This is a genomic window from Vibrio sp. MarTm2 (assembly GCF_027587055.1).
Classification (GTDB): Bacteria; Pseudomonadota; Gammaproteobacteria; order Enterobacterales; family Vibrionaceae; genus Vibrio; species Vibrio sinaloensis_D.
The window spans coordinates 24,755-49,273 of record NZ_JAPPTK010000013.1 but is presented as its reverse complement, the minus strand read 5'-3'; the positions used below and the strand labels follow the sequence as shown (position 1 = coordinate 49,273).

23 protein-coding genes are annotated in these 24,519 nt (G+C 46.1%); 7 read left to right on the top strand and 16 right to left on the bottom strand.

Going from position 1 to position 24,519, the window contains the following annotated elements; genetic code table 11:
• The 3 genes from OH458_RS18945 (at position 1) to ubiK (ending at position 4,639) form a co-directional block, all read left to right on the top strand.
• Positions 1-1,107, top strand: a complete 1,107-nt coding sequence (locus tag OH458_RS18945; protein WP_005474359.1) for an efflux RND transporter periplasmic adaptor subunit — start codon at positions 1-3, stop codon at positions 1,105-1,107.
• 11 nt (positions 1,108-1,118) lie between these two features.
• Positions 1,119-4,253, top strand: coding sequence for a multidrug efflux RND transporter permease subunit (locus OH458_RS18940; protein WP_039481855.1), 3,135 nt, complete (start codon positions 1,119-1,121; stop codon positions 4,251-4,253).
• 134 nt (positions 4,254-4,387) lie between these two features.
• A complete protein-coding gene (ubiK, locus tag OH458_RS18935) occupies positions 4,388-4,639 on the top strand; it encodes a ubiquinone biosynthesis accessory factor UbiK (protein WP_038139805.1) in 252 nt (83 codons plus the stop codon).
• A 336-nt stretch (positions 4,640-4,975) separates the two neighbouring features.
• Here ubiK and ilvC read toward each other — a convergent pair whose 3' ends face one another.
• Positions 4,976-6,460, bottom strand: a complete 1,485-nt coding sequence (gene ilvC, locus OH458_RS18930) for a ketol-acid reductoisomerase (protein ID WP_269979465.1) — start codon at positions 6,458-6,460, stop codon at positions 4,976-4,978.
• Positions 6,461-6,604: 144 nt separating this feature from the next.
• On the opposite strand from ilvC, the gene ilvY reads away from it, so the two are divergent.
• Positions 6,605-7,495: an HTH-type transcriptional activator IlvY gene (gene ilvY, locus OH458_RS18925; RefSeq protein ID WP_269979464.1), complete on the top strand. Its 891-nt coding sequence runs from the start codon at positions 6,605-6,607 to the stop codon at positions 7,493-7,495.
• A 91-nt stretch (positions 7,496-7,586) separates the two neighbouring features.
• Here ilvY and hemN read toward each other — a convergent pair whose 3' ends face one another.
• The 4 genes from hemN to OH458_RS18905 form a co-directional block, all read right to left on the bottom strand.
• Positions 7,587-8,975, bottom strand: coding sequence for an oxygen-independent coproporphyrinogen III oxidase (gene hemN, locus OH458_RS18920; protein WP_269979463.1), 1,389 nt, complete (start codon positions 8,973-8,975; stop codon positions 7,587-7,589).
• A gap of 171 nt (positions 8,976-9,146) precedes the next feature.
• Positions 9,147-9,635 (bottom strand): DUF2489 domain-containing protein, encoded by a 489-nt coding sequence (locus OH458_RS18915; RefSeq protein WP_005474481.1) that lies wholly within the window; start codon positions 9,633-9,635, stop codon positions 9,147-9,149.
• Between the two features lie 7 nt (positions 9,636-9,642).
• On the bottom strand, positions 9,643-10,185 hold the full coding sequence (gene yihI / locus OH458_RS18910; RefSeq protein ID WP_269979462.1) for a Der GTPase-activating protein YihI: 543 nt from the start codon (positions 10,183-10,185) through the stop codon (positions 9,643-9,645).
• Positions 10,185-10,823, bottom strand: a complete 639-nt coding sequence (locus tag OH458_RS18905; RefSeq protein ID WP_269979461.1) for a class I SAM-dependent methyltransferase — start codon at positions 10,821-10,823, stop codon at positions 10,185-10,187. The genes yihI and OH458_RS18905 overlap by 1 nt, the downstream gene beginning before the upstream one ends.
• Before the next feature lie 73 nt (positions 10,824-10,896).
• Here OH458_RS18905 and OH458_RS18900 point away from each other — a divergent pair, with 73 nt between their 5' ends.
• Positions 10,897-11,109 (top strand): hypothetical protein, encoded by a 213-nt coding sequence (locus OH458_RS18900; protein WP_269979460.1) that lies wholly within the window; start codon positions 10,897-10,899, stop codon positions 11,107-11,109.
• Between the two features lie 438 nt (positions 11,110-11,547).
• On the opposite strand, the gene OH458_RS18895 is transcribed toward OH458_RS18900, so the two are convergent.
• On the bottom strand, positions 11,548-12,165 hold the full coding sequence (locus tag OH458_RS18895; protein ID WP_005474466.1) for a c-type cytochrome: 618 nt from the start codon (positions 12,163-12,165) through the stop codon (positions 11,548-11,550).
• A 148-nt stretch (positions 12,166-12,313) separates the two neighbouring features.
• Here OH458_RS18895 and yihA point away from each other — a divergent pair, with 148 nt between their 5' ends.
• Positions 12,314-12,979, top strand: a complete 666-nt coding sequence (gene yihA / locus OH458_RS18890) for a ribosome biogenesis GTP-binding protein YihA/YsxC (protein ID WP_269979459.1) — start codon at positions 12,314-12,316, stop codon at positions 12,977-12,979.
• Between the two features lie 484 nt (positions 12,980-13,463).
• Here yihA and OH458_RS22145 read toward each other — a convergent pair whose 3' ends face one another.
• The 4 genes from OH458_RS22145 to hemB form a co-directional block, all read right to left on the bottom strand.
• Positions 13,464-13,511, bottom strand: coding sequence for a hypothetical protein (locus tag OH458_RS22145; RefSeq protein ID WP_438356636.1), 48 nt, complete (start codon positions 13,509-13,511; stop codon positions 13,464-13,466).
• A gap of 193 nt (positions 13,512-13,704) precedes the next feature.
• Positions 13,705-16,500: a DNA polymerase I gene (gene polA, locus OH458_RS18885; protein WP_269979458.1), complete on the bottom strand. Its 2,796-nt coding sequence runs from the start codon at positions 16,498-16,500 to the stop codon at positions 13,705-13,707.
• A 605-nt stretch (positions 16,501-17,105) separates the two neighbouring features.
• Positions 17,106-17,561 (bottom strand): GNAT family N-acetyltransferase, encoded by a 456-nt coding sequence (locus OH458_RS18880; protein WP_038192489.1) that lies wholly within the window; start codon positions 17,559-17,561, stop codon positions 17,106-17,108.
• Positions 17,562-17,623: 62 nt separating this feature from the next.
• Entirely contained in the window at positions 17,624-18,673 is a 1,050-nt protein-coding gene (gene hemB / locus OH458_RS18875) for a porphobilinogen synthase (RefSeq protein WP_269979457.1), read from the bottom strand.
• A gap of 147 nt (positions 18,674-18,820) precedes the next feature.
• Here hemB and OH458_RS18870 point away from each other — a divergent pair, with 147 nt between their 5' ends.
• Positions 18,821-19,606, top strand: coding sequence for a TatD family hydrolase (locus tag OH458_RS18870; RefSeq protein ID WP_269979456.1), 786 nt, complete (start codon positions 18,821-18,823; stop codon positions 19,604-19,606).
• A 306-nt stretch (positions 19,607-19,912) separates the two neighbouring features.
• Here OH458_RS18870 and tatC read toward each other — a convergent pair whose 3' ends face one another.
• From tatC to ubiE, 6 genes are all read right to left on the bottom strand, one after another.
• Positions 19,913-20,665: a twin-arginine translocase subunit TatC gene (gene tatC, locus OH458_RS18865; protein WP_269979455.1), complete on the bottom strand. Its 753-nt coding sequence runs from the start codon at positions 20,663-20,665 to the stop codon at positions 19,913-19,915.
• Between the two features lie 64 nt (positions 20,666-20,729).
• Positions 20,730-21,161: a Sec-independent protein translocase protein TatB gene (gene tatB, locus OH458_RS18860; protein WP_038139819.1), complete on the bottom strand. Its 432-nt coding sequence runs from the start codon at positions 21,159-21,161 to the stop codon at positions 20,730-20,732.
• Positions 21,162-21,164: 3 nt separating this feature from the next.
• Positions 21,165-21,419: a Sec-independent protein translocase subunit TatA gene (tatA, locus tag OH458_RS18855; RefSeq protein WP_005474461.1), complete on the bottom strand. Its 255-nt coding sequence runs from the start codon at positions 21,417-21,419 to the stop codon at positions 21,165-21,167.
• A 48-nt stretch (positions 21,420-21,467) separates the two neighbouring features.
• Complete coding sequence (gene ubiB, locus OH458_RS18850) at positions 21,468-23,102, bottom strand: ubiquinone biosynthesis regulatory protein kinase UbiB (RefSeq protein WP_005474418.1); 1,635 nt, start codon at positions 23,100-23,102, stop codon at positions 21,468-21,470.
• On the bottom strand, positions 23,099-23,704 hold the full coding sequence (locus OH458_RS18845; RefSeq protein WP_269979454.1) for a ubiquinone biosynthesis accessory factor UbiJ: 606 nt from the start codon (positions 23,702-23,704) through the stop codon (positions 23,099-23,101). Before OH458_RS18845 ends, ubiB begins: the two co-directional genes overlap by 4 nt.
• Before the next feature lie 11 nt (positions 23,705-23,715).
• A complete protein-coding gene (gene ubiE, locus OH458_RS18840; RefSeq protein WP_005474404.1) occupies positions 23,716-24,498 on the bottom strand; it encodes a bifunctional demethylmenaquinone methyltransferase/2-methoxy-6-polyprenyl-1,4-benzoquinol methylase UbiE in 783 nt (260 codons plus the stop codon).
• Positions 24,499-24,519 lie beyond the last annotated feature (21 nt).

The window sequence follows — 24,519 nt, the reverse complement described above, 5'->3', positions numbered from 1 at the left end:
ATGAAAAAGTGGACTTTCTTCATGTTGATTATCGCAATACTGCTGTTTGGCAGTGTGATAGGTGTCAACCTCTATAAGCAGCAGATGGTTGCTGACTACATGGCAAATCGCCCTGAGCCTGAGTTCCCTGTTACAGTAACAGACGTTCAGCCTGTTGATTGGGTTCCTGTCATTGAAGCGATCGGTTTCATCGAACCTAACCAAGGGGTTACGGTTGCCAACGAAACAAGCGGAGTCATCGACAAGATTTCGTTTGACTCCGGTACTCAGGTGGAAGAAGGCCAACCTTTGGTGCTGCTGGACTCTGAAGTTGAAAAAGCAAACTTGAAGAGTGCTCAAGCGAAACTGCCTGCTGCAGAAGCGAAATACAAGCGCTATCAAGGCCTGTACAAGAAAGGTTCTATCTCTAAAGAAGCGTATGACGAAGCGGAAGCTAACTACTTCTCACTTCAAGCTGATATTGAGAGCCTAAAAGCGGCGATCGATCGCCGTGAAATCAAAGCGCCGTTTGCAGGCGTGGTTGGTATCCGTAATGTGTATCTCGGTCAGTACCTTCAATCGGGTACCGACATCGTTCGCCTAGAAGATACCAGCGTGATGCGCCTACGTTTCACTGTTCCTCAAACCGATATCTCTCGCATCAGCCTAGAGCAAGAGGTGGATATCTTCGTCGACGCTTACCCAGAAATTGCCTTTAAAGGATCAATTTCAGCGATTGAGCCTGCCGTTGATATCCAAAGCGGTCTGATCCAAGTTCAAGCAGATATTCCAAACAGCGACGGTAAACTTCGCAGCGGTATGTTCGCTCGTGCCAACATCATCCTACCTAAATTGGAAAATCAGGTCACGCTGCCACAAACGGCTATCACGTTCACGCTGTACGGTGACAATGTCTACATTGTCTCTGAGAAAGACGGCGAAAAACGGGTAACACAACAAGTAGTGAAAGTGGGCGAACGAACTCAAGATATCGCACACATTCTAGAGGGCGTTAAGCCAGGTGACGTTGTTGTTACTTCAGGCCAGGTTCGTCTAAGCAACCACGCAAAAGTTCGTGTAGTAGAAAGCGATGCAACTACTCCACCAGCTGAAACACCAATGCTGTAATTGGAGGCTTCATGCGCTTTACTGATGTTTTTATTAAACGTCCAGTTTTAGCGGTATCGATCAGCTTTTTGATTGCACTGCTTGGCTTACAAGCAGTCTTCAAGATGCAGGTTCGTGAATACCCTGAAATGACGAATACCGTTGTGACGGTCTCAACCAGTTACTACGGTGCCAGTGCAGATCTTATCCAAGGTTTTATTACTCAGCCTTTGGAGCAAGCGGTCGCACAGGCTGACAACATAGATTACATGACTTCACAGTCGGTACTGGGCAAATCGACCATTACCGTCAACATGAAGTTAAATACCGATCCGAACGCTGCCTTGTCAGACATTCTGGCAAAGACAAACTCTGTTCGCTCGCAACTTCCTAAGGAAGCTGAAGACCCAACAGTGACCATGTCTACTGGCTCGACAACGGCGGTACTTTACATTGGTTTCACCAGTGATGAGCTCTCTTCAAGCCAAATCACTGACTACCTAGAGCGTGTAATTAACCCTCAACTGTTCACGGTAAACGGTGTTTCTAAAGTAGACCTTTACGGCGGCATGAAATACGCCCTGCGCATCTGGTTAGATCCAGCCAAAATGGCGGCTTTGGGTCTTACCGCGACAGATGTCATGGGTGTTCTTAATGCCAATAACTACCAGTCAGCGACAGGTCAGGCAATTGGTGAGTTCGTCCTTTACAACGGCAGTGCAGACACACAAGTATCGAACGTTGATGAGCTATCAAACCTGGTCGTAAGTACCGATGACGGTGACGTTACTCGCCTGAGCGATATTGCCAAAGTGTCGCTTGAGAAGAGTCACGATGTGTACCGCGCCAGTGCGAATGGCCAAGAGGCTGTTGTAGCGGCAATTAACGCCGCGCCAAGTGCGAACCCTATCAACATCGCAGCGGATGTACTTGAGTTATTGCCTCAACTTGAGCGCAACCTACCAAGTACCATCAAGATGAACGTGATGTACGACTCAACGATCGCGATCAACGAGTCTATCAACGAAGTTGTCAAAACGATTGTTGAAGCCGCACTTATCGTACTCGTGGTAATTACCCTGTTCCTCGGATCGTTCCGTGCAGTAATCATCCCTATTGTCACTATCCCACTCTCTTTGATTGGTGTTGCGATGGTGATGCAAGCAATGGGCTTCTCATGGAACTTGATGACACTACTGGCGATGGTTCTCGCTATCGGTCTGGTAGTAGACGATGCGATCGTTGTTCTTGAGAACGTAGACCGTCACATCAAATTGGGTGAATCCCCATTCCGAGCAGCCATCATTGGTACGCGTGAAATTGCGGTACCAGTTATCGCGATGACCTTAACGCTGGGTGCCGTTTATGCACCAATCGCACTAATGGGTGGTATTACTGGCTCGCTCTTTAAAGAGTTTGCCCTAACCCTAGCGGGCTCGGTATTTGTTTCTGGTATCGTGGCACTGACGTTATCACCAATGATGTGTTCAAAAATGCTGAAGGCCAATGAACAGCCAAGCAAGTTCGAACAAAAAGTGCATCATGTTCTTGATGGCATGACCAATCGCTATGAAGGCATGCTTAAAGCGGTCATGATGCATCGTCCGGTTATGCTCGCGTTTGCTGTTATCGTATTTGCAAGCTTGCCAGTGCTGTTTAAGTTCATTCCAAGTGAACTGGCACCATCGGAAGATAAAGGCGTGGTGATGCTGATGGGTACGGCCCCATCAAATGCCAACCTAGACTTTATGCAAAACACCATGAATGACGTAAACCAAATTCTGTCTGATCAGCCAGAAGTGGCGTTTGCACAGGTGTTTACTGGTGTGCCTAGCTCAAACCAAGCGTTTGGTATTGCCTCTATGGTGCCGTGGAGTGAACGTGAAGCGAGCCAATCTGAAGTCGCAAACCGCGTGGGAGCGTTAGTTGGTAATGTACCTGGTATGGCAGTCACCGCCTTCCAGATGCCAGAGCTACCAGGCGCAGGTTCAGGCCTACCGATTCAGTTTGTTATCACTACGCCAAATGCATTTGAGAGCCTATTCTCAATCGCAACGGATGTGTTAACAGAAGTGCAATCGAGCCCAATGTTTGTCTATTCGACGCTTGATTTAAACTACGATTCGGCAACGATGAAAATCAACATCGATAAAGACAAAGCGGGTGCGTACGGTGTCACCATGCAAGACATTGGTATCACCCTAAGTACCATGATGGCGGATGGCTACGTAAACCGTATCGACCTCAATGGCCGCTCATACGAAGTTATTCCTCAGGTCGAGCGTAAATGGCGTCTCAACCCTGAATCGATGAACAACTACTATGTACGCAGCGCGAATGGGAAAGCCGTACCATTGGGTAGCCTGATCACTATCGATGTTGTCGCTGAGCCACGCTCACTGCCTCACTTCAACCAGCTCAACTCAGCGACGGTTGGTGCGGTACCATCACCAGGCACAGCAATGGGTGATGCTATCGACTGGTTCGAAGGGATTGCCGTAGACAAGTTGCCTAGCGGCTACAACCATGACTATATGGGTGAAGCCCGTCAGTATGTAACCGAAGGTAGCGCGTTGTATGCCACATTTGGTTTGGCACTGGCGATCATATTCTTGGTTCTGGCGATTCAATTTGAATCTTTGAAAGACCCGATCGTCATCATGGTATCGGTACCGCTTGCGGTATGTGGAGCCTTGATAGCCATGGCATGGGGCGCTTTCTTCGGCACAATGACAATGAACATCTACTCGCAGGTTGGTCTGATTACCCTAGTTGGTCTGATTACCAAGCACGGTATCTTGATCTGTGAAGTCGCAAAAGAAGAGCAGCTGCACAACAAACTAGGCAGAATGGAAGCGGTAATGGAAGCGGCGAAAGTACGTCTGCGTCCTATCCTAATGACCACGGCGGCGATGATCGCTGGTCTAATTCCACTGATGTATGCAAGTGGTGCAGGTGCGGCTCAGCGCTTCAGTATCGGTATTGTTATCGTTGCAGGTCTTGCGATTGGTACTCTGTTTACACTGTTCGTACTGCCAGTAATCTACAGCTACCTAGCCGAGAAACACAAACCTCTACCGGTGTTTGTTGAAGACAAAGATCTAGAGAAGCTAGCACGCATCGATGAAGCGAAAGCTGCGCAGCGTGAACTGGCAGATAACCACTAAGTGGTGGTTGAAATACTCCTAAAAGGTCACTTCGGTGACCTTTTTTATTGCTGGTCTCTTTTTTACCATTGAACTAGCGACTTTCTTGTAACGTTTAAATAGAATGTAGACAAAGATATAGGAGTTTTAGTCACATGTTTGACCCAAAGAAACTAGAGCAGATTGCTAAACAGATTCATGAGTCGATGCCAACGCCAGTTAAAGAGCTTGGTGCGGACGTCGACCAAAAAGTTCGCCAAGTCATCCAAGGCCAATTAAACAAACTCGATGTTGTCAGCCGCGAAGAGTTCGATGTGCAAACTCAAGTCTTGCTACGCACTCGTCAAAAACTGACGGAAATGGAAAAGAAACTGGCTGACCTAGAAGAAAAACTGGCTGACAAGTAACTGCTTCATGTATTGATGTTCAAAGCTCACCCTTCATGGTGAGCTTTTTTTATTCCCAACACATCGACCAAAATAGAAAAACAAAAAGGCTTGGTCAACGGAGACCAAGCCTTTTAATTAGATGTTGTGTTTTATTTTGTATTTATCACCCCAGTCTGCCTGGAGTTCTTACTGCTTTGCTTTGGTGCAATTACGCAGATTGTATATTCGAAGCTAAGAGCTTAAGTCCCTTGAACGAATTACGAAGAATTAAGGTTTCATTTCTAGGAGAAGGCGCGGAGTTTACGATAGTAAATGAGCACCTTCGACACCGAAATGGAACCTTAAGGCAAGTAATTAGCCACCTACCGCGATGTTCTTCATATCCGTCATGTAACCACGTAGCTCTTCACCGATGTACTCAACTGGGTGGTTACGGATAGTATCGTTTACTGCGATTAGCGTTGCGTTATCAACTTGGTTAGACGTTTCGCCTAGACCTTTACCGATTACGTCTGTACCTACTGAAGGCATAAACTTCTCACGTAGTAGCGGCGTTGCTACGTTAGCGAATAGGTAGTTACCGTATTCTGCTGTGTCTGAGATTACGACGTTCATTTCGTATAGACGCTTACGTGCTACTGTGTTTGCGATTAGTGGTAGCTCGTGTAGTGATTCGTAGTACGCTGACTCATCGATGATGCCTGATGCAGTCATGGCTTCGAATGCTAGTTCAACACCAGCGCGAACCATTGCAACCATCAAAATACCGTTGTCGAAGTACTCTTGCTCAGAGATTTCTACGTCGCCTGCTGGGTAGTTTTCGAATGCTGTTTCGCCAGTCTCTGCACGCCAGCCTAGTAGGTTTGCGTCGTCGTTTGCCCAGTCAGCCATCATAGTGCTTGAGAACTCACCAGTGATGATGTCATCCATGTGCTTGTTGTAAAGCGGACGCATTAGCTCTTTTAGCTCTTCAGAAAGCTCAAATGCTCTGATTTTCGCAGGGTTAGATAGACGGTCCATCATGTGCGTGATGCCACCAAACTTCAGTGCTTCAGTGATCGTTTCCCAACCGTATTGTAGAAGCTTACCTGCGTAGCTTGGGTCGATACCTTCAGCAACCATCTTCTCGTAAGAAACGATAGAACCTGCTTGTAGCATGCCACATAGAATAGTTTGCTCACCCATTAGGTCAGATTTAACTTCTGCAACGAATGAAGACTCTAGACAGCCCGCGCGGTGACCACCTGTACCTGCCGCCCATGCTTTGGCGATATCCCAACCTTCACCTTTTGGATCGTTCTCTGGGTGAACAGCGATTAGCGTTGGAACGCCGAAGCCACGCTTGTACTCTTCACGTACTTCTGTACCAGGACACTTAGGTGCAACCATGACAACCGTTAGGTCTTTACGGATTTGCATGCCTTCTTCAACCACGTTGAAGCCGTGTGAGTAACCCAGTGCTGCGCCTTCTTTCATTAGCGGCATTACCGTTTCTACAACGTTAGTGTGCTGCTTGTCTGGCGTTAGGTTGATCACTAGGTCTGCTTCAGGGATAAGATTCTCGTAGCTACCAACTTCAAAACCGTTCTCTTTAGCGTTTTTGTAAGATTGACGCTGCTCGTCAATCGCTGCCTGACGTAGTGCGTAGGCTACGTTTAGGCCAGAATCACGCATGTTTAGACCTTGGTTTAAGCCTTGAGCACCACAACCAACAATAACGACTTTCTTACCTTTTAGGTAATCCGCTTCAGTGGCGAATTCGCTGCGGTCCATGAAACGACAACGACCTAATTGGTCTAGTTGCTCGCGTAGGTTTAAAGTATTGAAATAGTTAGCCATCTGGGCGCTCCTTAAAGAATTTTTCCATTGAGGTCGGTCGTTTTCTTACCGAATGCATTCATACTAATTCAGGAACTTTGTTGCTTAAAGTGATATATTCACAATTAGTAATTGCAATAAATGCAACAAGGATGTAACCAATTTATGAACATTAAATGTCTGCAGCTGTTCATTCATCTGTGTGATAGTAAGAGTTTTGCGAAAACCGCTTCAGCGATGCATATCAGCCCATCAGCGCTCAGTAGACAAATACAAAAACTCGAAAGCGACACTAATCAAATCTTGTTTGTGCGCGACAACCGCAGTGTTGAACTTACTCCGGCCGCCAAGAAGTTGCTGCCCGTGGCACTCAACATTGTTAGCGAATGGCAGAATTACAATGCTCAGTTGAATGGCCATGAAGAGGAATTAAAAGGTGAGATCCGCTTGTTTTGCTCGGTGACCGCCAGTTATAGCCACCTTCCAGAGCTCCTGTCTGAGTTTAGACTCCAGCACCCTTTCATTGAATTCAAACTGTCGACTGGCGACCCTGCTCAAGCCATAGAGAAAGTTCTGACAGACGAAGCGGATATCGCAATCTCAGCAAAACCTGAACAACTCCCAGCACGAATCGAGTTCGAAACCATCAGTGAAATTCCACTTTCGGTTATCGCCCCAGTTGGTGTGAGCAATTTCGCCCAAGAACTGCAAAAAGAGAGCCCAGATTGGTCAGTGATCCCTTTCATTGTTCCTGAGTCAGGCACGGCTAGAGAGCGCGCCAACACTTGGTTTAAAGCAATGAAGATCAAACCCAACATTTACGCTCAAGTCTCAGGACATGAAGCAATCGCGAGTATGGTGGCGTTGGGCTGTGGCGTGGGCATTGCTCCCGATGTAGTGATTAACAACAGTCCCGTCAAAGAGAAGATTCAGCGGCTAAAAGTCGCCTCCATTAAACCATTTAGGTTAGGCGTATGTTGTAAGCGCTCGCAGTTGGACAACCCACTCGTCAAGGCGCTGTGGGATATGGCGCAGAATACGTATATCGCCCCCTAACTTTGCATCAGATACAACAAAGCCACCGTTTTTCCAGATATAGAAAACACGCTGGCTTCAAACTGTTGTATTTTTCAAATACGAAGAAAAATTAGATAACGCGAGAAAACTGCTGCTGACGCGCCTTCGCTCTTAAATACTTATCGAAACACATACAGATGTTACGAATCAGCAAACGGCCACGCAATGTCACGCGAATTTCTTTACCATCGACTTCAACCAACTCATCGTTAATAAATGTCTGAAGTAACTCTAAGTCTTCTTTAAAGTAGTTGTTAAATGTCACGTCAAACTCCGACTCTATCGCCGTTTTGTCGAGTTTAAAGTTACAAATGAGCTGTTTAATCACCTCACGACGCAGTAAGTCATCACCGTCCAGTGCAACCCCTTTCCATAATGCATGGCGCTGGTCACTCACTTGCGCGTAGTACTTTTTCAGCTCTTTTTGGTTCTGGGCGTAAGCATCACCAATCATTGAAATCGCAGAGACACCGAACCCAACAAGATCGGCTTCACCTTGAGTCGTGTAACCTTGGAAATTGCGATGAAGCACCCCTTCACGCTGAGCCACTGCTAGCTCATCATCCGGCTGAGCAAAGTGATCCATGCCGATAAACTGGTAGCCAGCGTCGGTGAGGGTGGCGATAGTATCTTGCAGAATCGCCATCTTCTCTTCGGCGACCGGCAGGTCTTCATCTTTGATCTTACGCTGCGCCGCAAACAGTTGGGGCATGTGAGCGTAGTTAAACACGGACAATCGACCCGGCTGCATCTCTAGCACTTGTTTTAGCGTCTCGGCAAAGGAGTCCTTGGTTTGCTTTGGCAGTCCGTAGATTAAATCGAGATTGGTTGAACGAAAGCCCAGCTCTTTCGCGCGGGCAACCATAGCAAAAATGAACGCTTCATCTTGTTCACGGTTGACCAGTTTTTGTACTTCTTTATTGAAGTCCTGCACACCGATGCTCAAGCGGTTGAACCCTTCACCGCGCAGGTGATCAAGCATGTCCAACTCGATTTCACGTGGGTCTACCTCAATGCTGATTTCAGCATCGCCTTCGAAGCAGAACTCTCCACGAAGAATGGCCATCAGACGACTAATTTGCGCTTTGGTCAAGAAAGTTGGCGTGCCACCACCAAAGTGCAGTTGAGTAACTTTACGCTCTTGAAGCAAAGCCGCTCGAGTGCGGATCTCAAGCTCCAACACGTCAAGATACTCATCCGCTTTGTGGGCATGGCGCGTAATCACTTTATTACAGCCGCAGTAGTAGCAAAGCTTGTGACAAAACGGAATGTGAATGTACAGCGAAAGAGGACGCTCTGGGTACTGTGTACAAGCCATGTCGTAATCCGAAACCGTAAAGGCTTCATGAAACTCGAGTGCTGTTGGGTAAGAGGTATAGCGAGGACCAGAGTAGTTGTACTTATCCAGTATGGCTTGATCCCAGACAATTTGTTGGCTTGCGACGACAGGCTGCGACATGTTGGTTTTTCCGTTTGGGCTGTAATGCTTAACTTATAATTAGCAGGCTATTTTGCCACACCTCAGTGAAACTGGCGGAAAGGCTGGCTGCTTTTTGAGTAGCAATACTCAGAATTGATAACTCGATCACTACCTATTAAGTGTAAGCGATCGAGTGATAGTTGCATCGACCTAGATCATTTGGATGTTGATCTGGTTGTTGAGAGGTTGAACCTTTTTCTGCAGTCGCTTGAGCTCTTCAATGATCGCATCTTGTAGACGCGTTTCGGCTTTATGGCGTTCAAGGTTTTGTTTCATGCGCTCTTTCTTAACCAAGTTCTGGCGTTCTTCACCACGAGCCATATCTTTTACGATATGGAACAGTTCAGATGTCGCTGGATACTCGGCGTCAAAATCAACTCTATCGTCACCTTGAACGTAATCCATAATGTTGTACAGGCGAATACTGATTTCCGACAAATCACATTGGCCTTGAATACCCGCCAAACAAAGCACGTGAACACTTTCAAAAATGTTCGCATTTCGCTTTTCAATGGCTAGCTTTTGGTGCTGCAGTTGCAACTCCTTTTGCTTCTTAAGCTGGAGCAGAAGGTAACCTGCATATGAGGCTAAGCCGAGGATAATCGCTCCACCTGCAATGGCTAATAAGGTTACATTCATCGCTTACTTATCCTTTAAATTGGTCTAGATCCAAGTCTTCAAACTGTGAAAGTAGGTCGTCATCAGACCCTAGTTCACAACTCGACGTTTGCTCGGTGTGCTCTTCTTGCTCTGACTCATCTTCATCGTAGATGCCAAGTTGCTTCATCAGAACTTCAATGCGCGCCAATTTCTCATCTACGTACTTCTGTAGACCTGAACCTAGGCTTTCACCTTCTTCAATGCGGTCTAGCAACACATTAAGCTGCGTATCGTTTTCTAGCATTGCAAGCTCTTGCTCTGCGCTTAAACGACGATCCGCTTTGCTTTGTTTCTTCTGCGGCTCAACCACAAGTGGAATTTTCTTTTTGCTGCCTAAACGCGGATCACGCTTCTGCCCTGCTGTCTGTTGCTTATTTGCTTTAGCTTCAGAGTTACGGCCACCTGTTTTTAGGCCTTTGCGCTTTTTATCTTTTTTACGCAGACGTCCTTCAACATCTGATTGAGTGCGATTACGAACGACAACAACGTCGCCATTACCGCCAGATCTTACTTTTTTACTACGGCTCATTACTGGGCTTTCCTCAGTAAAATTACATCATTACCAATAAATTCAAGCTCGAGCTGATCCCGCTCTGCCAAATATTGAAACGTTTTACGACTGAAAAACACCACATGGGTCAGATCGTTTTTGTAATGCCAAGAGGCAAATGCTTCAACATCAATGACCATTTTGGTCATAAGACCAATCCAGCCACCAGGCTTAACCAAATTTAACCATTGCTGCCACACCAAGTTCGGCGTATAGAGGTGCTCGATCACTTCAGTAGCAGTCATAAAATCATACGACTCTGCTAGCACCGATTTATCTGGGTGATAGTAAATATCGTAAAGACTCATGGTGTGTCCTTGCTCTTCCAACATTAAAGATAATGTTGGACCAGGGCCACAGCCAAAATCGATCCCGTGAGAGTTAGGTTCAATACGCTCTAATATGGGGCCTGCAACCCGAGATAAAAAGCGTCGGTAGCCTTCATCTTGTGGGTTGTTTTCATGCATATCATAGTGCGCTTTTTCTTGTTCTTCATCCAAACGCTGGTCTGGATTAACGAACACCAGTTCACATTGCAAGCACTGAAGATATTCTCGGCGCTTATCTTGAAAATAGCGCTTAGTCTCTGGGCTTTGGCAAAGGGGGCAATTATGCATAGCGTCTGCGTTGACTCATCCTCAAACGGGATGCGAAACATACCAGAAACTGGCGTTAGAGTGGAGCACTATTGTGCAAATAATCATCGATTCATTGAAATTAAGAGATAAAAAAAGCGATAGGGTTAACTATCGCTTTCTAAATGCCTTTACGGCCAAACTGTGTGGTACTGATTTCAGTACACCAATATTCCGTTTGTTTTTGGTGCTTTCCCTGCCAAAAATGTTGTTTGCCACCATCCTGGTGAGTTTTGGCTTTCCTTTTACTTCCTGCTATCTGGGTTAGTCCTTAACCTGATCCGTTTCACTGTCTTAAACCATTAGACAAATTGACCATCCCTATCCAGTAGGCTTCCTACCTACCCTGCATCCTGCTGATCACCCAAGCAATCCTAGCTTGCGTCCTTGGAGACCTCCTGGTCTGAAATCCTTACTCAGCTCCCTGCCGATAAGTACACTCTACCGCTTTCCTCTCACTGCGCAATTAGCTGGGAGAAATAAATCGAGATAATTTTTAACCCCTTTCATTACCCCATAATTTTCAATTACTTATTTTTAATAGGTGGATATTAATGGACGCAAGTATGGCAAATATCTCACACAGCACTGAGAAACAAGCAGTGACAAGGCGCAAACTAAGAAGTGAACTCTGTCACACGAAAAAGCCCAGAGACAATCTCTGGGCTTTTTCAATACAACTTTGCGCTCGAACAAATGATAGGGCTTAGTGCAGGCCGCCAACGTATTTAGAAAGAGTATCGATATCTTCGTCCGTCAGCTTCTTCGCAATATCACGCATCATGGCGTTCATATCGTTGTTGCGAGAGCCATCACGGAACTTCTCTAACTGAGCTTTAATGTAGTCAGCATGCTGGCCAGAAATCTTAGGGAAACCAGAAAGCTCTGTGCCGTTACCACGAGGGCCGTGACAAGCAATACACGCTGTTAGACCACGCTCAGCATCACCCGCGGTGTAAAGTGCTTTACCCGCATCGACAACATTTTCTGGTGTTGTGTTGTGTGAGATCGGAAGCGACGCATAATAAGCCGCTAGGTCTTTCATATCTTGCTCTGATAGCGGCATTGCCATACCACTCATCACAGGATCCATACGACCTTGCTTTCCATTGCTAGTCATACCCAACTTGAATTCTTTCAGCTGCTTTTCAATATATTTAGCATGCTGACCTGCAAGTTTAGGGTACATAGCGAGTTGACTGTTGCCATCAGCACCATGGCAGGCAACACAGGTTTGGGATTTTGCTTTACCAGCTTCAATACTGCCTTGGGCCCATACAGAGCAGCTGGCTAAAAGACTCAAGATTAGCGCTAATTTCTTCATGACATTCCATTATAATTATCAAGCTTCCAGTACCACTTGCTGTTGCCAGTCGTGATACAATAGGCGACCTTATGCCGAGCACGGTTATTTTACACAATTTCACAAAAAAGTAATCAATCGACTACACAAAGTCGAGATGGAGTTAACAGTGAGCGTAAAAATTCATTATCAAAACACGCATTTCATCACGAGTGCGCCGGATATCCGCGCCTTGCCAGCAGATGAAGGTATCGAAGTTGCGTTTGCAGGTCGCTCCAATGCGGGCAAATCCAGCTCCCTAAACCGATTGACCAATCAGCGTAGCCTGGCAAAAACCAGTAAAACACCTGGCCGTACACAATTAATTAACCTTTTTAAGGTGACCGACGGCTGCCACATCGTCGACTTACCGGGTTACGGCTTTGCTCAAGTGCCATTAGAAATGAAGAAAAAATGGCAAAAGTCACTGGGTGAATATCTGCAAAAACGCCAAAGCTTGAAAGGTCTCGTGGTGTTGATGGATATCCGTCACCCGATGAAAGACCTCGACCAACAGCTTATCTTCTGGGCAGTAGACAGCGGCATTCCTGTACAAGTTCTACTGACCAAAGCAGATAAGCTCAAGAGCGGCGCACGCAAAGCACAAGTGTTGAAGATTAAGAAAGATGCCGTTGGGTTTGGTGGTGACGTAAGCGTTGCAGCGTTTTCTTCACTCAAAGGGATTGGTGTTGACACACTACGAAACAAACTTGATGAGTGGTTTGCGCCGGCACTGGCGGATGCAATCACAGGTGACATCATCGACGAAGAGAATCAGGATAATCAAGACGACTAGCCTGACAAAATATCACTTGAAGCCCTGCCCCTTGGCGGGGCTTTTTGTTATGGGCATAAAAAACCCCGCCTTTTGGGCGGGGCAACGGGAGAGAATATAGATAGGTAATAATTATTGTGTGCTGATATTCGTCGATACCTGTCGACAATGCAATTCTGGTTTGACTGAGAATTTCAAAGCAACTCCGCCCCCATAAGAAAACAAGTTATTGTTTTATAATAACTTAGATAGCCTACAGCGAAATCTGGCACATCAAACCGCCGTTAGTTTCCTAACAAAAATAACCAAAGTGTGATTGGTATTTATTTACAAACGTTGTGAAAGTTACAGACAGAGGGGTCTGAGCTGAGTGGCGTTTGGAGGACATAAACTGAATGGATATGGGCGTTTTTAATGCGGGTTGTGACGTTTTACTCGCATGAACTGACTTTTTCTTTGCCACAATAAAAAACGCCCCAGTCAAAAGCTGACTGGGGCGGCTGAATCAGCCTAATCCAATAACGTGAAACAAAAGGTCTGAAAGATAGAACATCTTACCTCTGTACCCTACGCCGATTAATGTACAACATTTGGTCAGAAATGAAAACAATTTTTGTAAGTTTTTTTCATGAAAATTTTGTTAAATAACATTTAGGCCAAACTCACTCCTACTTATTTATTGGTAAAAAAAAGCCAGCGTTTGTGCGCTGGCTCATGTTATTTACCCAATTTAGCCTATTTTGTGTCTAGTGTGCCTGATCCCAGTTGTCACCATGACCCGCTTCAGCCACTAACGGTACATCGAGTGCCACTGCAGACTCCATCAATTGTTGTACTTTACTTTCAATTTCGGTCAAAGCTGACTCCTGAACTTCAAATACCAATTCATCGTGTACTTGCATCAGTAGTTTAACGCGACCATCACCTTCTGCTTGAATCCACTCATCGACAAGCAGCATCGCTTTTTTGATGATATCAGCAGCAGTGCCTTGCATCGGTGCGTTGATCGCGGCACGTTCTGCTGCTTTTCGGCGCATCCCATTGCGAGACTTGATTTCAGGAAGGTGTAAACGGCGACCAAATATCGTTTCTACGTAACCTTGCTCGGCTGCGGCACTACGAGTGTCTTCCATGTACTGCATGACACCAGGGTAGCGTTCAAAGTAGGTGTTCATGTAGTCCTGAGCTTCACCGCGGGGAATCCCTAACTGTTTTGCGAGACCAAACGCACTCATACCGTAGATAAGACCAAAGTTGACTGCTTTCGCTCGGCGACGCTGCTCTGAGCTGACTTGGTCGATGGTTGTTCCCATAATTTCTGCCGCCGTCGCAGCGTGGATATCTTTGCCTTGTTGGAACGCATCCAACAGCGCTTTGTCACCCGACAGGTGCGCCATAATACGCAGTTCAATCTGTGAATAGTCGACCGCCATGATCTTGTAACCATGTGGTGCAATAAATGCTTGACGGATACGACGACCTTCATCATTTCGAATTGGAATATTCTGCAAGTTTGGATCAGTCGAAGATAAACGCCCTGTCGCTGTCACTGCTTGATGATAAGAGGTGTGCACTCGACCCGTCTCTGGGTTAATCATCTTCGGCAACTTATCGGTGTAAGTCGATTTCAGTTTGGCTAAACCACGATATTCAAGGATCAGTTTTGGTAATGGGTAGTCCAACGCCAACTCTTGCAGTACTTCTTCATTGGTTGAAGGCGTACCCGATGGTGTCTTCTTAATAACAGGCAGACCCATTTTCTCGAACAACAGTGCTTGCAGTTGCTTAGGTGAATTCATGTTGAATTCTTGCTCGGCAATTTCATACGCTTTCTGCTCGAGTTCATCTAGGCGTTGTGCAATCTCTTGCGACTGAGCCGCGAGCTTCATATCATCGATCAAAACGCCAGTGCGCTCAATGCGTGATAGCACTGGGACAAGCGGCACTTCTATCTCTTCATAAATCGCTTTCAACTGCTCATCTTTTTCGATATTTGCCATGAGGCGGTTGTGCAAGCGTAATGTTACGTCCGCATCTTCCGCCGCATACGGTGAGGCTTGATCAAGTTCAATTTGGTTGAACGTGAGCTGTTTCTTGCCTTTACCCGCGATTTGTTCAAACGAGATGCAGCAGTGCTGAAGGAAGCGCAGGGCTAAGCTGTCCATGTCATGCTTACCACCGACACTATTGTAAACGTAGGAAGCGAGCATGGTGTCATGCTTGATGCCCTTCATTTCAATGTCATAACGTGCCAACACGCTTGCGTCATACTTTAAGTTTTGACCAACTTTCGCTTGGGTATCATCTTCCAAGATAGGTTTCAGCTGTGCCAATACCCAATCACGATCAAGTTGCTGTGGCGCATCTAGGTAGTCATGAGCGACTGGTACATAAGCGGCGACACCTTCTTCTGTTGCAAACGACAGACCAACCAGATTAGCAACCATATAGTCTAGGCTGTCTGTCTCGGTATCAAATGCAAAGACATCGGCAGCTTTTAACTTCTCAAGCCAAGAGTTAAATGTGGCTTCATCTAAGATGGTTTCGTATTGGCTGCGATCAATGGTAACAGCAGAAGTATCCATCTCAACAGTACTAGTACTCTTTGCTGAAGAAACGGCTGCACCAGACTTTTCATCGGCTTCTACAACGCCCGAACCACCATCAAGCAGCTCGTTCAGCCATGACTTAAACACAAGCTGGCCGTAAAGCTTAATCAGCTCATCTTTATTCGGCTCATTTTTTAGCAAAGATTCTGGCGTTTCTTCTAGTTCCACATCCAGTTTGATGGTTGCCAACTCATAAGACAGCATGGCGTTGTCTTTGTTATCAACCAGTTTTTTCGCCATCGTCTTTGAACCACGGAAACCAAGTGGTGCGATATCATCAAGGTTCTCATACAGTTTTTCGAGACTACCAATACCTTGAAGGAGCGCTTTCGCGGTTTTATCACCCACCCCCGGAACGCCAGGAATGTTATCGACCTTATCCCCCATCAACGCGAGGTAGTCGATGATCAATTCTGGTGGAATGCCAAATTTTTCTACCACTCCGTCACGATCCATCACAACGTTGGTCATGGTGTTGATCAAGGTAACGTTGTCATCCACGAGCTGTGCCATGTCCTTATCACCCGTACTGATCAAAACAGGCATACCTGCTTGCGACGCCTGATACGCTAACGTACCGATCACGTCGTCGGCTTCTACACCTGGCACACAGATAAGTGGCAAGCCCATTGCGCGAATCACATTGTGCAGCGGCTCAATTTGGCAGCGAAGATCATCTGGCATTGGTGGTCGATTGGCTTTGTACTCTGGATACATATCATCGCGGAAGGTTTTGCCTTTCGCATCAAAGACCACTGCCATTCGATCTGAAGAGAATTGACGCATCATGCTACGCAGCATATTCACTACACCATAAACGGCGTTTGTCGGAATATCTCCGTTGCTCATGGTTTCCGGGTAAGCATGAAACGCACGATATAAGTAGGAAGAACCATCGATCAGAATCAATGGGTTATCAGGAATATTAGCCATAGTCTTTACGTATCCAAAGAAAATGCAGAAAGATCTGCCTAGGATGCCATGACTGTCGCGGTGAATCCATTTTAACTCTCTAGAGCCCATTCACACATTTGTCGATTCTTTTACCAATGGGATGACTTGCTTGTGGATAACTCTGTTTATATTATTTATCCACAAGATATAAAAAACGCTTTCATCCCATGAAATTCAAAACTAAGTGTTTGTAATTTAAAGATGTATTATTCGATCGATCATCTAGAGATCGATCGAATTACGATCCTTAACTGTGGAAAAGGCTGCTGGTGTCCTTTTGTTCACTCTGAATGACAGGCATAAAAAAAGCGACATCGTATGATGTCGCCTAGCAAAAAGGGGTCAAAGCGAAATTAGGTGAATAAAGTGCTTTGCCATAAAGCTATAAATTACACTGGAAGCAATGTGAGCAATGTCGTGTCAAAAAGAACTCGTGCAAGTTCGATTAAGTTCAGTGTCATCACCGTCTCCAATTTGAATCTGGTAACTCAACGTCCTTGTGAACTTCTCTCATTCCCTAAGACGAGATAAATAATAACCATTCTCATTTGAGTCGTCAACACCTAAATGAGAAAAAATCTCATTTAATTTTTATGACTGGTTCTGAGTACTTTTACAAAGTGAATACGACTCTCTAGCAGTGGCTCTCTTGCTTCATAGTTTTCTATCAAGTAACCATTTTTGATCAACAACCGCAGCATTGAAGGAAACTGATTACGAGACTTTACCTTAAGGTATTGATAGCCCTGCTCTGCCACCCAGTCTTCCTGTATTTCAAGTAGCCGCTGTGCGACTCCCTTATTTCGAGCAAGTGATGAGACGCCACCAAACCAACTGTAGAATGTTTGGCTGTCCAATTGATAGCCAATCTTAAATCCGAGTAACTGCTCACCCTCTTCGGCCACTTGGACTAAAAACCGCGGCTTATCACGAAGTCGCGCAGATAAACTTTCAACGGTTTCTTTGTGTACAAACTCGGTGATCTGTTCCACCACTTGTACGCACTCTTCCAACGTGCCCTCACGATATATAATGGTCACGATGCCCCTCCAAAACTAAAAAAGGCTGACAATTGCCAGCCTTTGAAATCAATGATCGGTGTTTATTCTTGCTCGTTTTTCAAAAACGTTGCGGCTTGTGCATTCTCTTCAGCTAGCCACTCAGCGACGTCTTTGGCAAAGTAGGTTAAGATCCCGTCTGCACCCGCTCGCTTAAAGCAAAGCAGAGATTCCATCACGGTATCGCGCTCTTTTAACCAGCCATTAGCAAACGCGGCTTTATGCATCGCGTACTCACCGGATACTTGATAAGCAAACGTCGGCACTTGCAACTCTGATTTGACGCGGCGAACCACATCTAGGTATGGCATGCCCGGCTTGACCATGACCATATCCGCGCCTTCATTGATATCCATCGCCACTTCGTGGATCGCTTCGTCGCAGTTCGCAGGATCCATTTGGTAGTTCTTCTTGTTACCACCTTTTAGGTTACTAGCACTGCCGACCGCATCACGGAACGGGCCGTAGTAACAAGAGGCATACTTCGCAGAGTAAGCCATGATTTGGGTATTGATATGGCCTGCGTTCTCGAGTGCTTCACGGATTGCACCAATACGACCGTCCATCATATCTGAAGGCGCAACCACATCGGCCCCTGCTTCAGCGTGAGATAGCGCTTGTTTAACTAATACCTTAGTCGTTTCATCATTTAGAACGTAGCCATCTTCATCAATGATGCCGTCTTGGCCGTGTGTGGTAAACGGATCCAGCGCGATATCTGTAATCACTCCAATTTCAGGCACATGCTCTTTCAGCGAACGAACTGCACGTTGAACCAAGCCCTCAGGGTTGTATGCTTCCGCCGCACAAAGGCTCTTCGCATCTTGGTTTACCACAGGAAACAGAGCAATTGCAGGCACACCCAGCTGAGCAAGGTATTGTGCTTCTTCCAACATTAGGTCGATAGACAAACGCTCTACACCCGGCATTGACTCCACAGTTTCACGTCGATCTTTGCCCATCAAAATAAACATAGGGTAAATCAGATCACTCACCGATAATTGGTTTTCCGCCATAAGGCGACGGCTAAAGTCATGCTTACGCATACGGCGCATACGACGGCCAGGGAACTGACCTTGAATAGAAACTGACACTCTGTTCTCCTTGTATGGTGAAAGTGCTTGATTCGCATCATATCACTCCAAACTTGAGACGCCAGAGCGAGTCGAGAAAAATGCAGAAAATGACCAAAAGCTCACACTGCCGTATACTGACCCCTCGAAATAGCAAAGAGAATCACCATGATCGATACCCATGCCCATATCTACGCCAGTGAATTTGACCACGATCGCGATGACGTTGTACGCCGCGCACTTGAGCAAGGGGTTGAGAAAATTCTACTGCCCAACATCGACTTAGAGTCCATCGAACCGATGCTGAAAACCGAAGCCGCTTACCCAAAGGTGTGTCGCTCAATGATGGGGCTTCACCCTTGCTATGTTGATGGCAACGTTAAGCAAACCTTGGACGTCATTCACTCGTGGTTTGATAAACACAATTTTATTGCTGTGGGTGAGATCGGTATCGATTTGTATTGGGACAAAACCTATAAAGCTGAGCAAGAGATGGCATTTATTACTCAGCTAAACTGGGCAAAAGAGAAGAAGCTCCCAGTCGTCATCCACACTCGCGACTCGATTGAGGAAACACTTACCCTGCTGCGTAAAGAGCAAGACGGCTCACTTTCTGGCGTCTTTCACTGCTTTGGTGGGAGCGTTGAGGAGGCGAAAGCGATCAATGATCTCGGGTTTCACTTAGGTCTTGGTGGCGTATCCACATTTAAAAATGGTGGAATGGACAAGGTAATTCCACATCTAGACATGAACTACGTGATTTTGGAAACAGATTGTCCTTATTTAGCTCCAGTTCCACATCGTGGAAAACGAAATGAACCCGCTTATGTTTCATTGGTTGCACAAAGAATCGCCGATCTACGTAGTTGCTCTATCAATGAAGTTACAACAGTTACCAACAAAAATGTTAAGCAACTGTTTTTATTGTGCAAATCAACAATTAGAATCCGTTAAACTTCTCATGATAGTGAGATATAAGTCACACTTTAACCTTTAAAAGTAAATGCGACTGGTTTAGTATTGCGTCTCAAATATTAGAAGGCGTCTTGTATGTGCAACCACAGTAGTTACTTACAAAGACAGCACCGTACATTTTGGCAAAAGTTGCTAGGCATTAAAGAAATCTACCTATGCTCCCAATGTGGGCATATCATCAAGGTTAAGTAGTTCCTTGCGATAGTATGAGATGTATCGTTACTGTCAGAAAACAAAAAAGCTTGCCATTCGGCAAGCTTTTTTTGTTTCAGATGACAGCTAGTTTTATACGTCCTGCTGCTCTTCTTCCGTTTCATCTTTACGTACATAAAAACGGGCGAAAAACAGTCCGACCTCAAACAACAAGCACATAGGTATTGCTAGCAGTGTCTGGGAGATCATATCCGGTGGTGTCAGCATCATACCGACAATAAACGCCCCGACAATAATGTACGGACGCTTCTCACTCAGACTTTTCGGGTTTGTCGCCCCTGTCCAACAAAGCAGGATAATAGCAACCGGTACTTCAAAAGCGATACCAAAAGCTAAAAACAGCGCCAATACAAAGTCGAGATAACTCGAAATATCAGTCGCAAATTCCACGCCGCCGAGAGAAATTGCAGTAAAGAAGCCAAATACCAGCGGGAATACCACGAAGTAGGCAAAGGCAACCCCACAATAAAACAGCAACGAGCTTGAGAACATCAATGGCATGATCAATCGACGCTCATGCTTGTATAAACCCGGAGCGACAAACGCCCAGACTTGATACAAGATAAAGGGCACGGCGACGAAAATTGATGCGATTAAGGTCAGCTTTAGGGGAGTAAAGAAGGGAGATGCGACATCCGTGGCAATCATGGTTGCCCCTTCAGGTAGACGCTCTACCAAAGGTGCGGAGACAAATTCATAGATATCATTCGCGAAATAAATCAGCCCAATGAACACCACCAGCACCGCTAATATCGCACGGAGCAGACGATTACGGAGTTCCAATAAATGGCTGATCAAAGGCTGTGCCTGCTCTACAGAAGACATGGAGACCTCATACTATAAACGATCGAAAAGGAGCTACTGGTTAGTAGCTCCTCCTAATGCGAGACTATTCGGCTTTCTTATCTGCCTGTGGTGAGTCTGGAGTGGTTAAGCTCTCGACTGCACCTGCTGAGTCATTGGCACTTTGAACAGAGTCTTGTTTCTCGTTCAAAGTCTCAGCAGCTTTCTCTGCTGAGTCGCTTTTGCTCGCATATGGGCGTTGCACATCTTGAGCAGCTTGCTTCAACTCTTCAACTGAAGATTTGAGCTCTGGAGAGAGATCTTCCATCCCCATTTGCTCAGCTTTGCGCAGATTTTCTTGCAGCTCTTGAACTTTCAATTCATGAGAAAGTTCATCCTTCACGCTGTTTGCCATGTTTTTCGCTGCGCCAATAAATTTGGACACGCTGCGGATCGCATGAGGCAAACGCTCAGGCCCTAGAACCACAAGCCCGACGACAGATATTAATACCAGTTCCCAAAAACCGATATCAAACACGTGTTACGCCTGCTCTTTGTCTTTCTTAGTTTCAGCAGTCGCTTCTGTTTTCTGCTGTTCTACGCTCTTTTGCTGATCGACAGCTTTTGGCTCAAAGTCAGCGTCTTTCTTTGCTGTCTCATCTTCGCTCATTGCTTTCTTGAAGCCTTTCACTGCACTACCTAGATCGCCACCAATACCACGTAGCTTCTTAGTACCGAATAGTAGAACGACGATGACAGCAATAATCAGAAGTTGCCAAATACTAATACCACCCATTCTTTTTACCTCGGGTCTATAAACAAATTTATTTCAAGAGTTTAACGTCTATTGACGGTAAGCTCGCCAACTAAGCAACCAAAATGTGACACCACCTAGGGCGCTGAACATAGAAAGTTGCTCATAGGTGCTGTTGACCAATATTGCCGAGCATACGACTAATGTGGCACCAACACCAAATAAAAATTTACCTGTTGCCTGCTGACGTTTGCTTGAACGGTAGCCTTGGTAGAGCTGATCCATTCGCTGGTTCATCATTTTACCTTGGCGCAAACTGTCATACAGCAACTCCGGTAGCTCCGGAAGTTTTTCCGCCCAGAACGGCGCGCGATCTTTCACCGCGTTGATCACCGCTTGCGGGCCGACTTGATTCATCATCCACTCTTCAAGAAATGGCTTAGCGGTTTCCCATAAATCAAGCTGTGGGTATAGCTGACGCCCTAACCCTTCGACATAGAGCAAGGTCTTTTGCAGCAGAACCAATTGCGGCTGCACTTCCATATTGAAGCGACGCGCCGTATTAAATAGGTTCAGCAGCACGTGACCAAACGAAATTTCACAGAGCGGCTTGGCAAAGATCGGTTCACAAACAATTCGAATCGCGAACTCAAACTCATCGACATTGGTTTCACGTGGAACCCATCCGGATTCAACGTGCAACTCGGCCACACGGCGGTAATCACGGTTAAAGAACGCCAAGAAGTTTTCTGCTAGGTAGCGTTTATCTTCACTGTTCAGTGTCCCAACGATGCCGCAATCTAGGCCAATCCAACGCGGGTTTTCAGGATGCTGCGGTTCAACAAAGACATTACCTGGGTGCATGTCAGCGTGAAAGAAGCTATCGCGAAAGACCTGCGTAAAGAAAACACTCACGCCACGTTCCGCCAACAATTTCATATTGGTGCCGTTTGCGTGTAAACCTTCTATGTCGGAAACCTGAATGCCGTATATTCGCTCAGAAACCATGACAGTTTTATTACTGAAGTCAGTAAAAACTTCTGGAACATACAATTCTTCACTACCAGCAAAATTTCGGCGCAGCTGAATCGCATTAGCCGCCTCACGACGTAAATCTAATTCATCAAGCAGCGTCTTTTCGTACTCGCGCACCACTTCAACAGGTTTTAAACGACGTGCTTCAGGAAGCGCCTTGGCGACTATACGCGCCATGCGGTACATCAGTTTTAGATCTGCATCAATGACTGGGCGAATATCGGGCCGGATGACTTTTAGTACCACTTCTTGGTTAGTCGATTTGAGCTTCGCAGTGTGCACTTGAGCGATCGACGCTGAGGCAAGCGGCTCGATATCAAAATCATCAAACCAAGTCTCAAGTGGACCTCCGAGTGCGAGCTCAATCTGCTCTTTCGCCAATTGGCCATCAAACGGAGACACCTGGTCTTGGAGCAATGCGAGCGGGTCGGCAATATGAGGAGGAAAGAGATCGCGACGCGTCGACATCATCTGACCAAACTTGATCCATACCGGACCAAGCTCTTGCAAAGCTAAACGCAGGCGCTCACCAAGGTCTTTTTCTGGATGCTGATTCTTAATCCAGAACAGACTTTTGCGTGCCAGCAGTGGAGCCTTCATTAATTGATGGTCTGGCAAGAGTTCGTCCAAACCATACTCTAGTTGAACCTTGATAATTCGGTATAAGCGCTTTAACTCTGCTGGGGTCATGCGCGCTCCAACAGCTGATTCAAACGAGCTTCAACTTTTGCCGCTTGGCTTTTCACATCATCCACTTGATCGCAAAAGTGGGCAACTTCCAAAGGCGCGGGCGCGATACGCCACTCTTCGGTAAGAACCTGCCCTAAGTGACGCTGATGTTTAGCGGCTTGGCTCGTCACGATCTGACCAAAACCACTGACACCTTTCACTACGGTGTGCGCCACGACATCGCCCGTTACTCGTGACAGCCACTCTTCGATGTCTGGCTTGCAATCTGTCATCAATTGAGCAAATTTTTGCGCCAGTTGGATGTCACCTTCCAGTACTAACTTGTCTTGCTTGATGAGCTTGGTGATGTTGGATTGATCACGCAGTTCAGGAAGCACCGCTAGATTTAAGGAAAGGTAGCAGTCAGGCTCACCTTCATAGTTGGCCAAGACATCAATTTGCTGACTAAAAACAAAGGTCAATGTCTTGTTAATTTCTTTGAGATGAACTTGAATCACTTGACCTTTAAGTCGGCCAAGACGACGACCCAATTCTGGGTCATCGTTAATGAGAGTATTCAGTGAAGTTTCTATCACTGCCGTAATGAGAGGTTCAAATGGCATAGTGCGTGACCTTAGAACTTGTAGCCGCGATGAAGCGCAACGATACCACCCGTCAAGTTGTAGTAGCTGGTGTTATCGAAACCAGCGTCATTCATCATGCCTTTAAGCGTTTCTTGATCTGGGTGCATACGGATCGACTCAGCAAGGTAACGGTAACTTTCTGAATCGTTGGCCACCAACTCTCCCATTTTAGGTAGCAAGTGGAATGAGTACGCATCGTATACTTTTGATAGCGGCTCTAAGACGGGTTTAGAAAACTCAAGCACCAATAGACGACCACCAGGCTTAAGAACGCGATACATCGAACGAAGCGCTTTGTCTTTGTCGGTCACGTTACGTAAACAAAAGCTAATAGTGATCGCATCAAAATAGTCATCTGGGAACGGCAGCTCTTCCGCATTCGCTTGTACGTAGTGCACGTTACCAACAACACCAATGTCGCGCAGTTTATCGCGGCCAACATTGAGCATAGAGTTGTTGATATCCGCCAAAATAACATGGCCTTTCTCACCGACAATGCGTGAAAACTTAGCCGTCAAATCACCGGTACCGCCACCAAGGTCAAGGACGCGGTGGCCTGGTCGCACACCACTACAATCGATGGTAAAGCGCTTCCAAAGACGATGAATACCACCCGACATCAAATCATTCATGATGTCGTATTTAGCTGCAACAGAGTGAAAAACTTCTGCTACTTTTTCAACTTTTTGTTCTTTTGCCACGGTGGTGAAACCAAAGTGGGTAGTTTCACTCGATTCTAACGCTGGGTTTGATTGCACGCTTGTATCCGTCATGATGATTCCTCTTCGAGCAAT

Coding starts and splice junctions, on each gene's coding strand:
- OH458_RS18940 (WP_039481855.1), top strand. CDS start 1,119: ATGCGCTTTACTGATGTTTTTATTAAACGTCCAGTTTTAGCGGTATCG.
- ilvC (WP_269979465.1), bottom strand. CDS start 6,460: ATGGCTAACTATTTCAATACTTTAAACCTACGCGAGCAACTAGACCAA.
- tatA (WP_005474461.1), bottom strand. CDS start 21,419: ATGGGTGGTATTAGTATTTGGCAACTTCTGATTATTGCTGTCATCGTC.
- OH458_RS18905 (WP_269979461.1), bottom strand. CDS start 10,823: ATGCATAATTGCCCCCTTTGCCAAAGCCCAGAGACTAAGCGCTATTTT.
- OH458_RS18845 (WP_269979454.1), bottom strand. CDS start 23,704: ATGCCATTTGAACCTCTCATTACGGCAGTGATAGAAACTTCACTGAAT.
- ubiK (WP_038139805.1), top strand. CDS start 4,388: ATGTTTGACCCAAAGAAACTAGAGCAGATTGCTAAACAGATTCATGAG.
- OH458_RS18945 (WP_005474359.1), top strand. CDS start 1: ATGAAAAAGTGGACTTTCTTCATGTTGATTATCGCAATACTGCTGTTT.
- tatC (WP_269979455.1), bottom strand. CDS start 20,665: ATGTCTTCTGTAGAGCAGGCACAGCCTTTGATCAGCCATTTATTGGAA.
- OH458_RS18915 (WP_005474481.1), bottom strand. CDS start 9,635: ATGAATGTAACCTTATTAGCCATTGCAGGTGGAGCGATTATCCTCGGC.
- ilvY (WP_269979464.1), top strand. CDS start 6,605: ATGAACATTAAATGTCTGCAGCTGTTCATTCATCTGTGTGATAGTAAG.
- ubiE (WP_005474404.1), bottom strand. CDS start 24,498: ATGACGGATACAAGCGTGCAATCAAACCCAGCGTTAGAATCGAGTGAA.
- OH458_RS18895 (WP_005474466.1), bottom strand. CDS start 12,165: ATGAAGAAATTAGCGCTAATCTTGAGTCTTTTAGCCAGCTGCTCTGTA.
- polA (WP_269979458.1), bottom strand. CDS start 16,500: ATGGCTAATATTCCTGATAACCCATTGATTCTGATCGATGGTTCTTCC.
- OH458_RS18870 (WP_269979456.1), top strand. CDS start 18,821: ATGATCGATACCCATGCCCATATCTACGCCAGTGAATTTGACCACGAT.
- yihI (WP_269979462.1), bottom strand. CDS start 10,185: ATGAGCCGTAGTAAAAAAGTAAGATCTGGCGGTAATGGCGACGTTGTT.
- hemN (WP_269979463.1), bottom strand. CDS start 8,975: ATGTCGCAGCCTGTCGTCGCAAGCCAACAAATTGTCTGGGATCAAGCC.
- ubiB (WP_005474418.1), bottom strand. CDS start 23,102: ATGACCCCAGCAGAGTTAAAGCGCTTATACCGAATTATCAAGGTTCAA.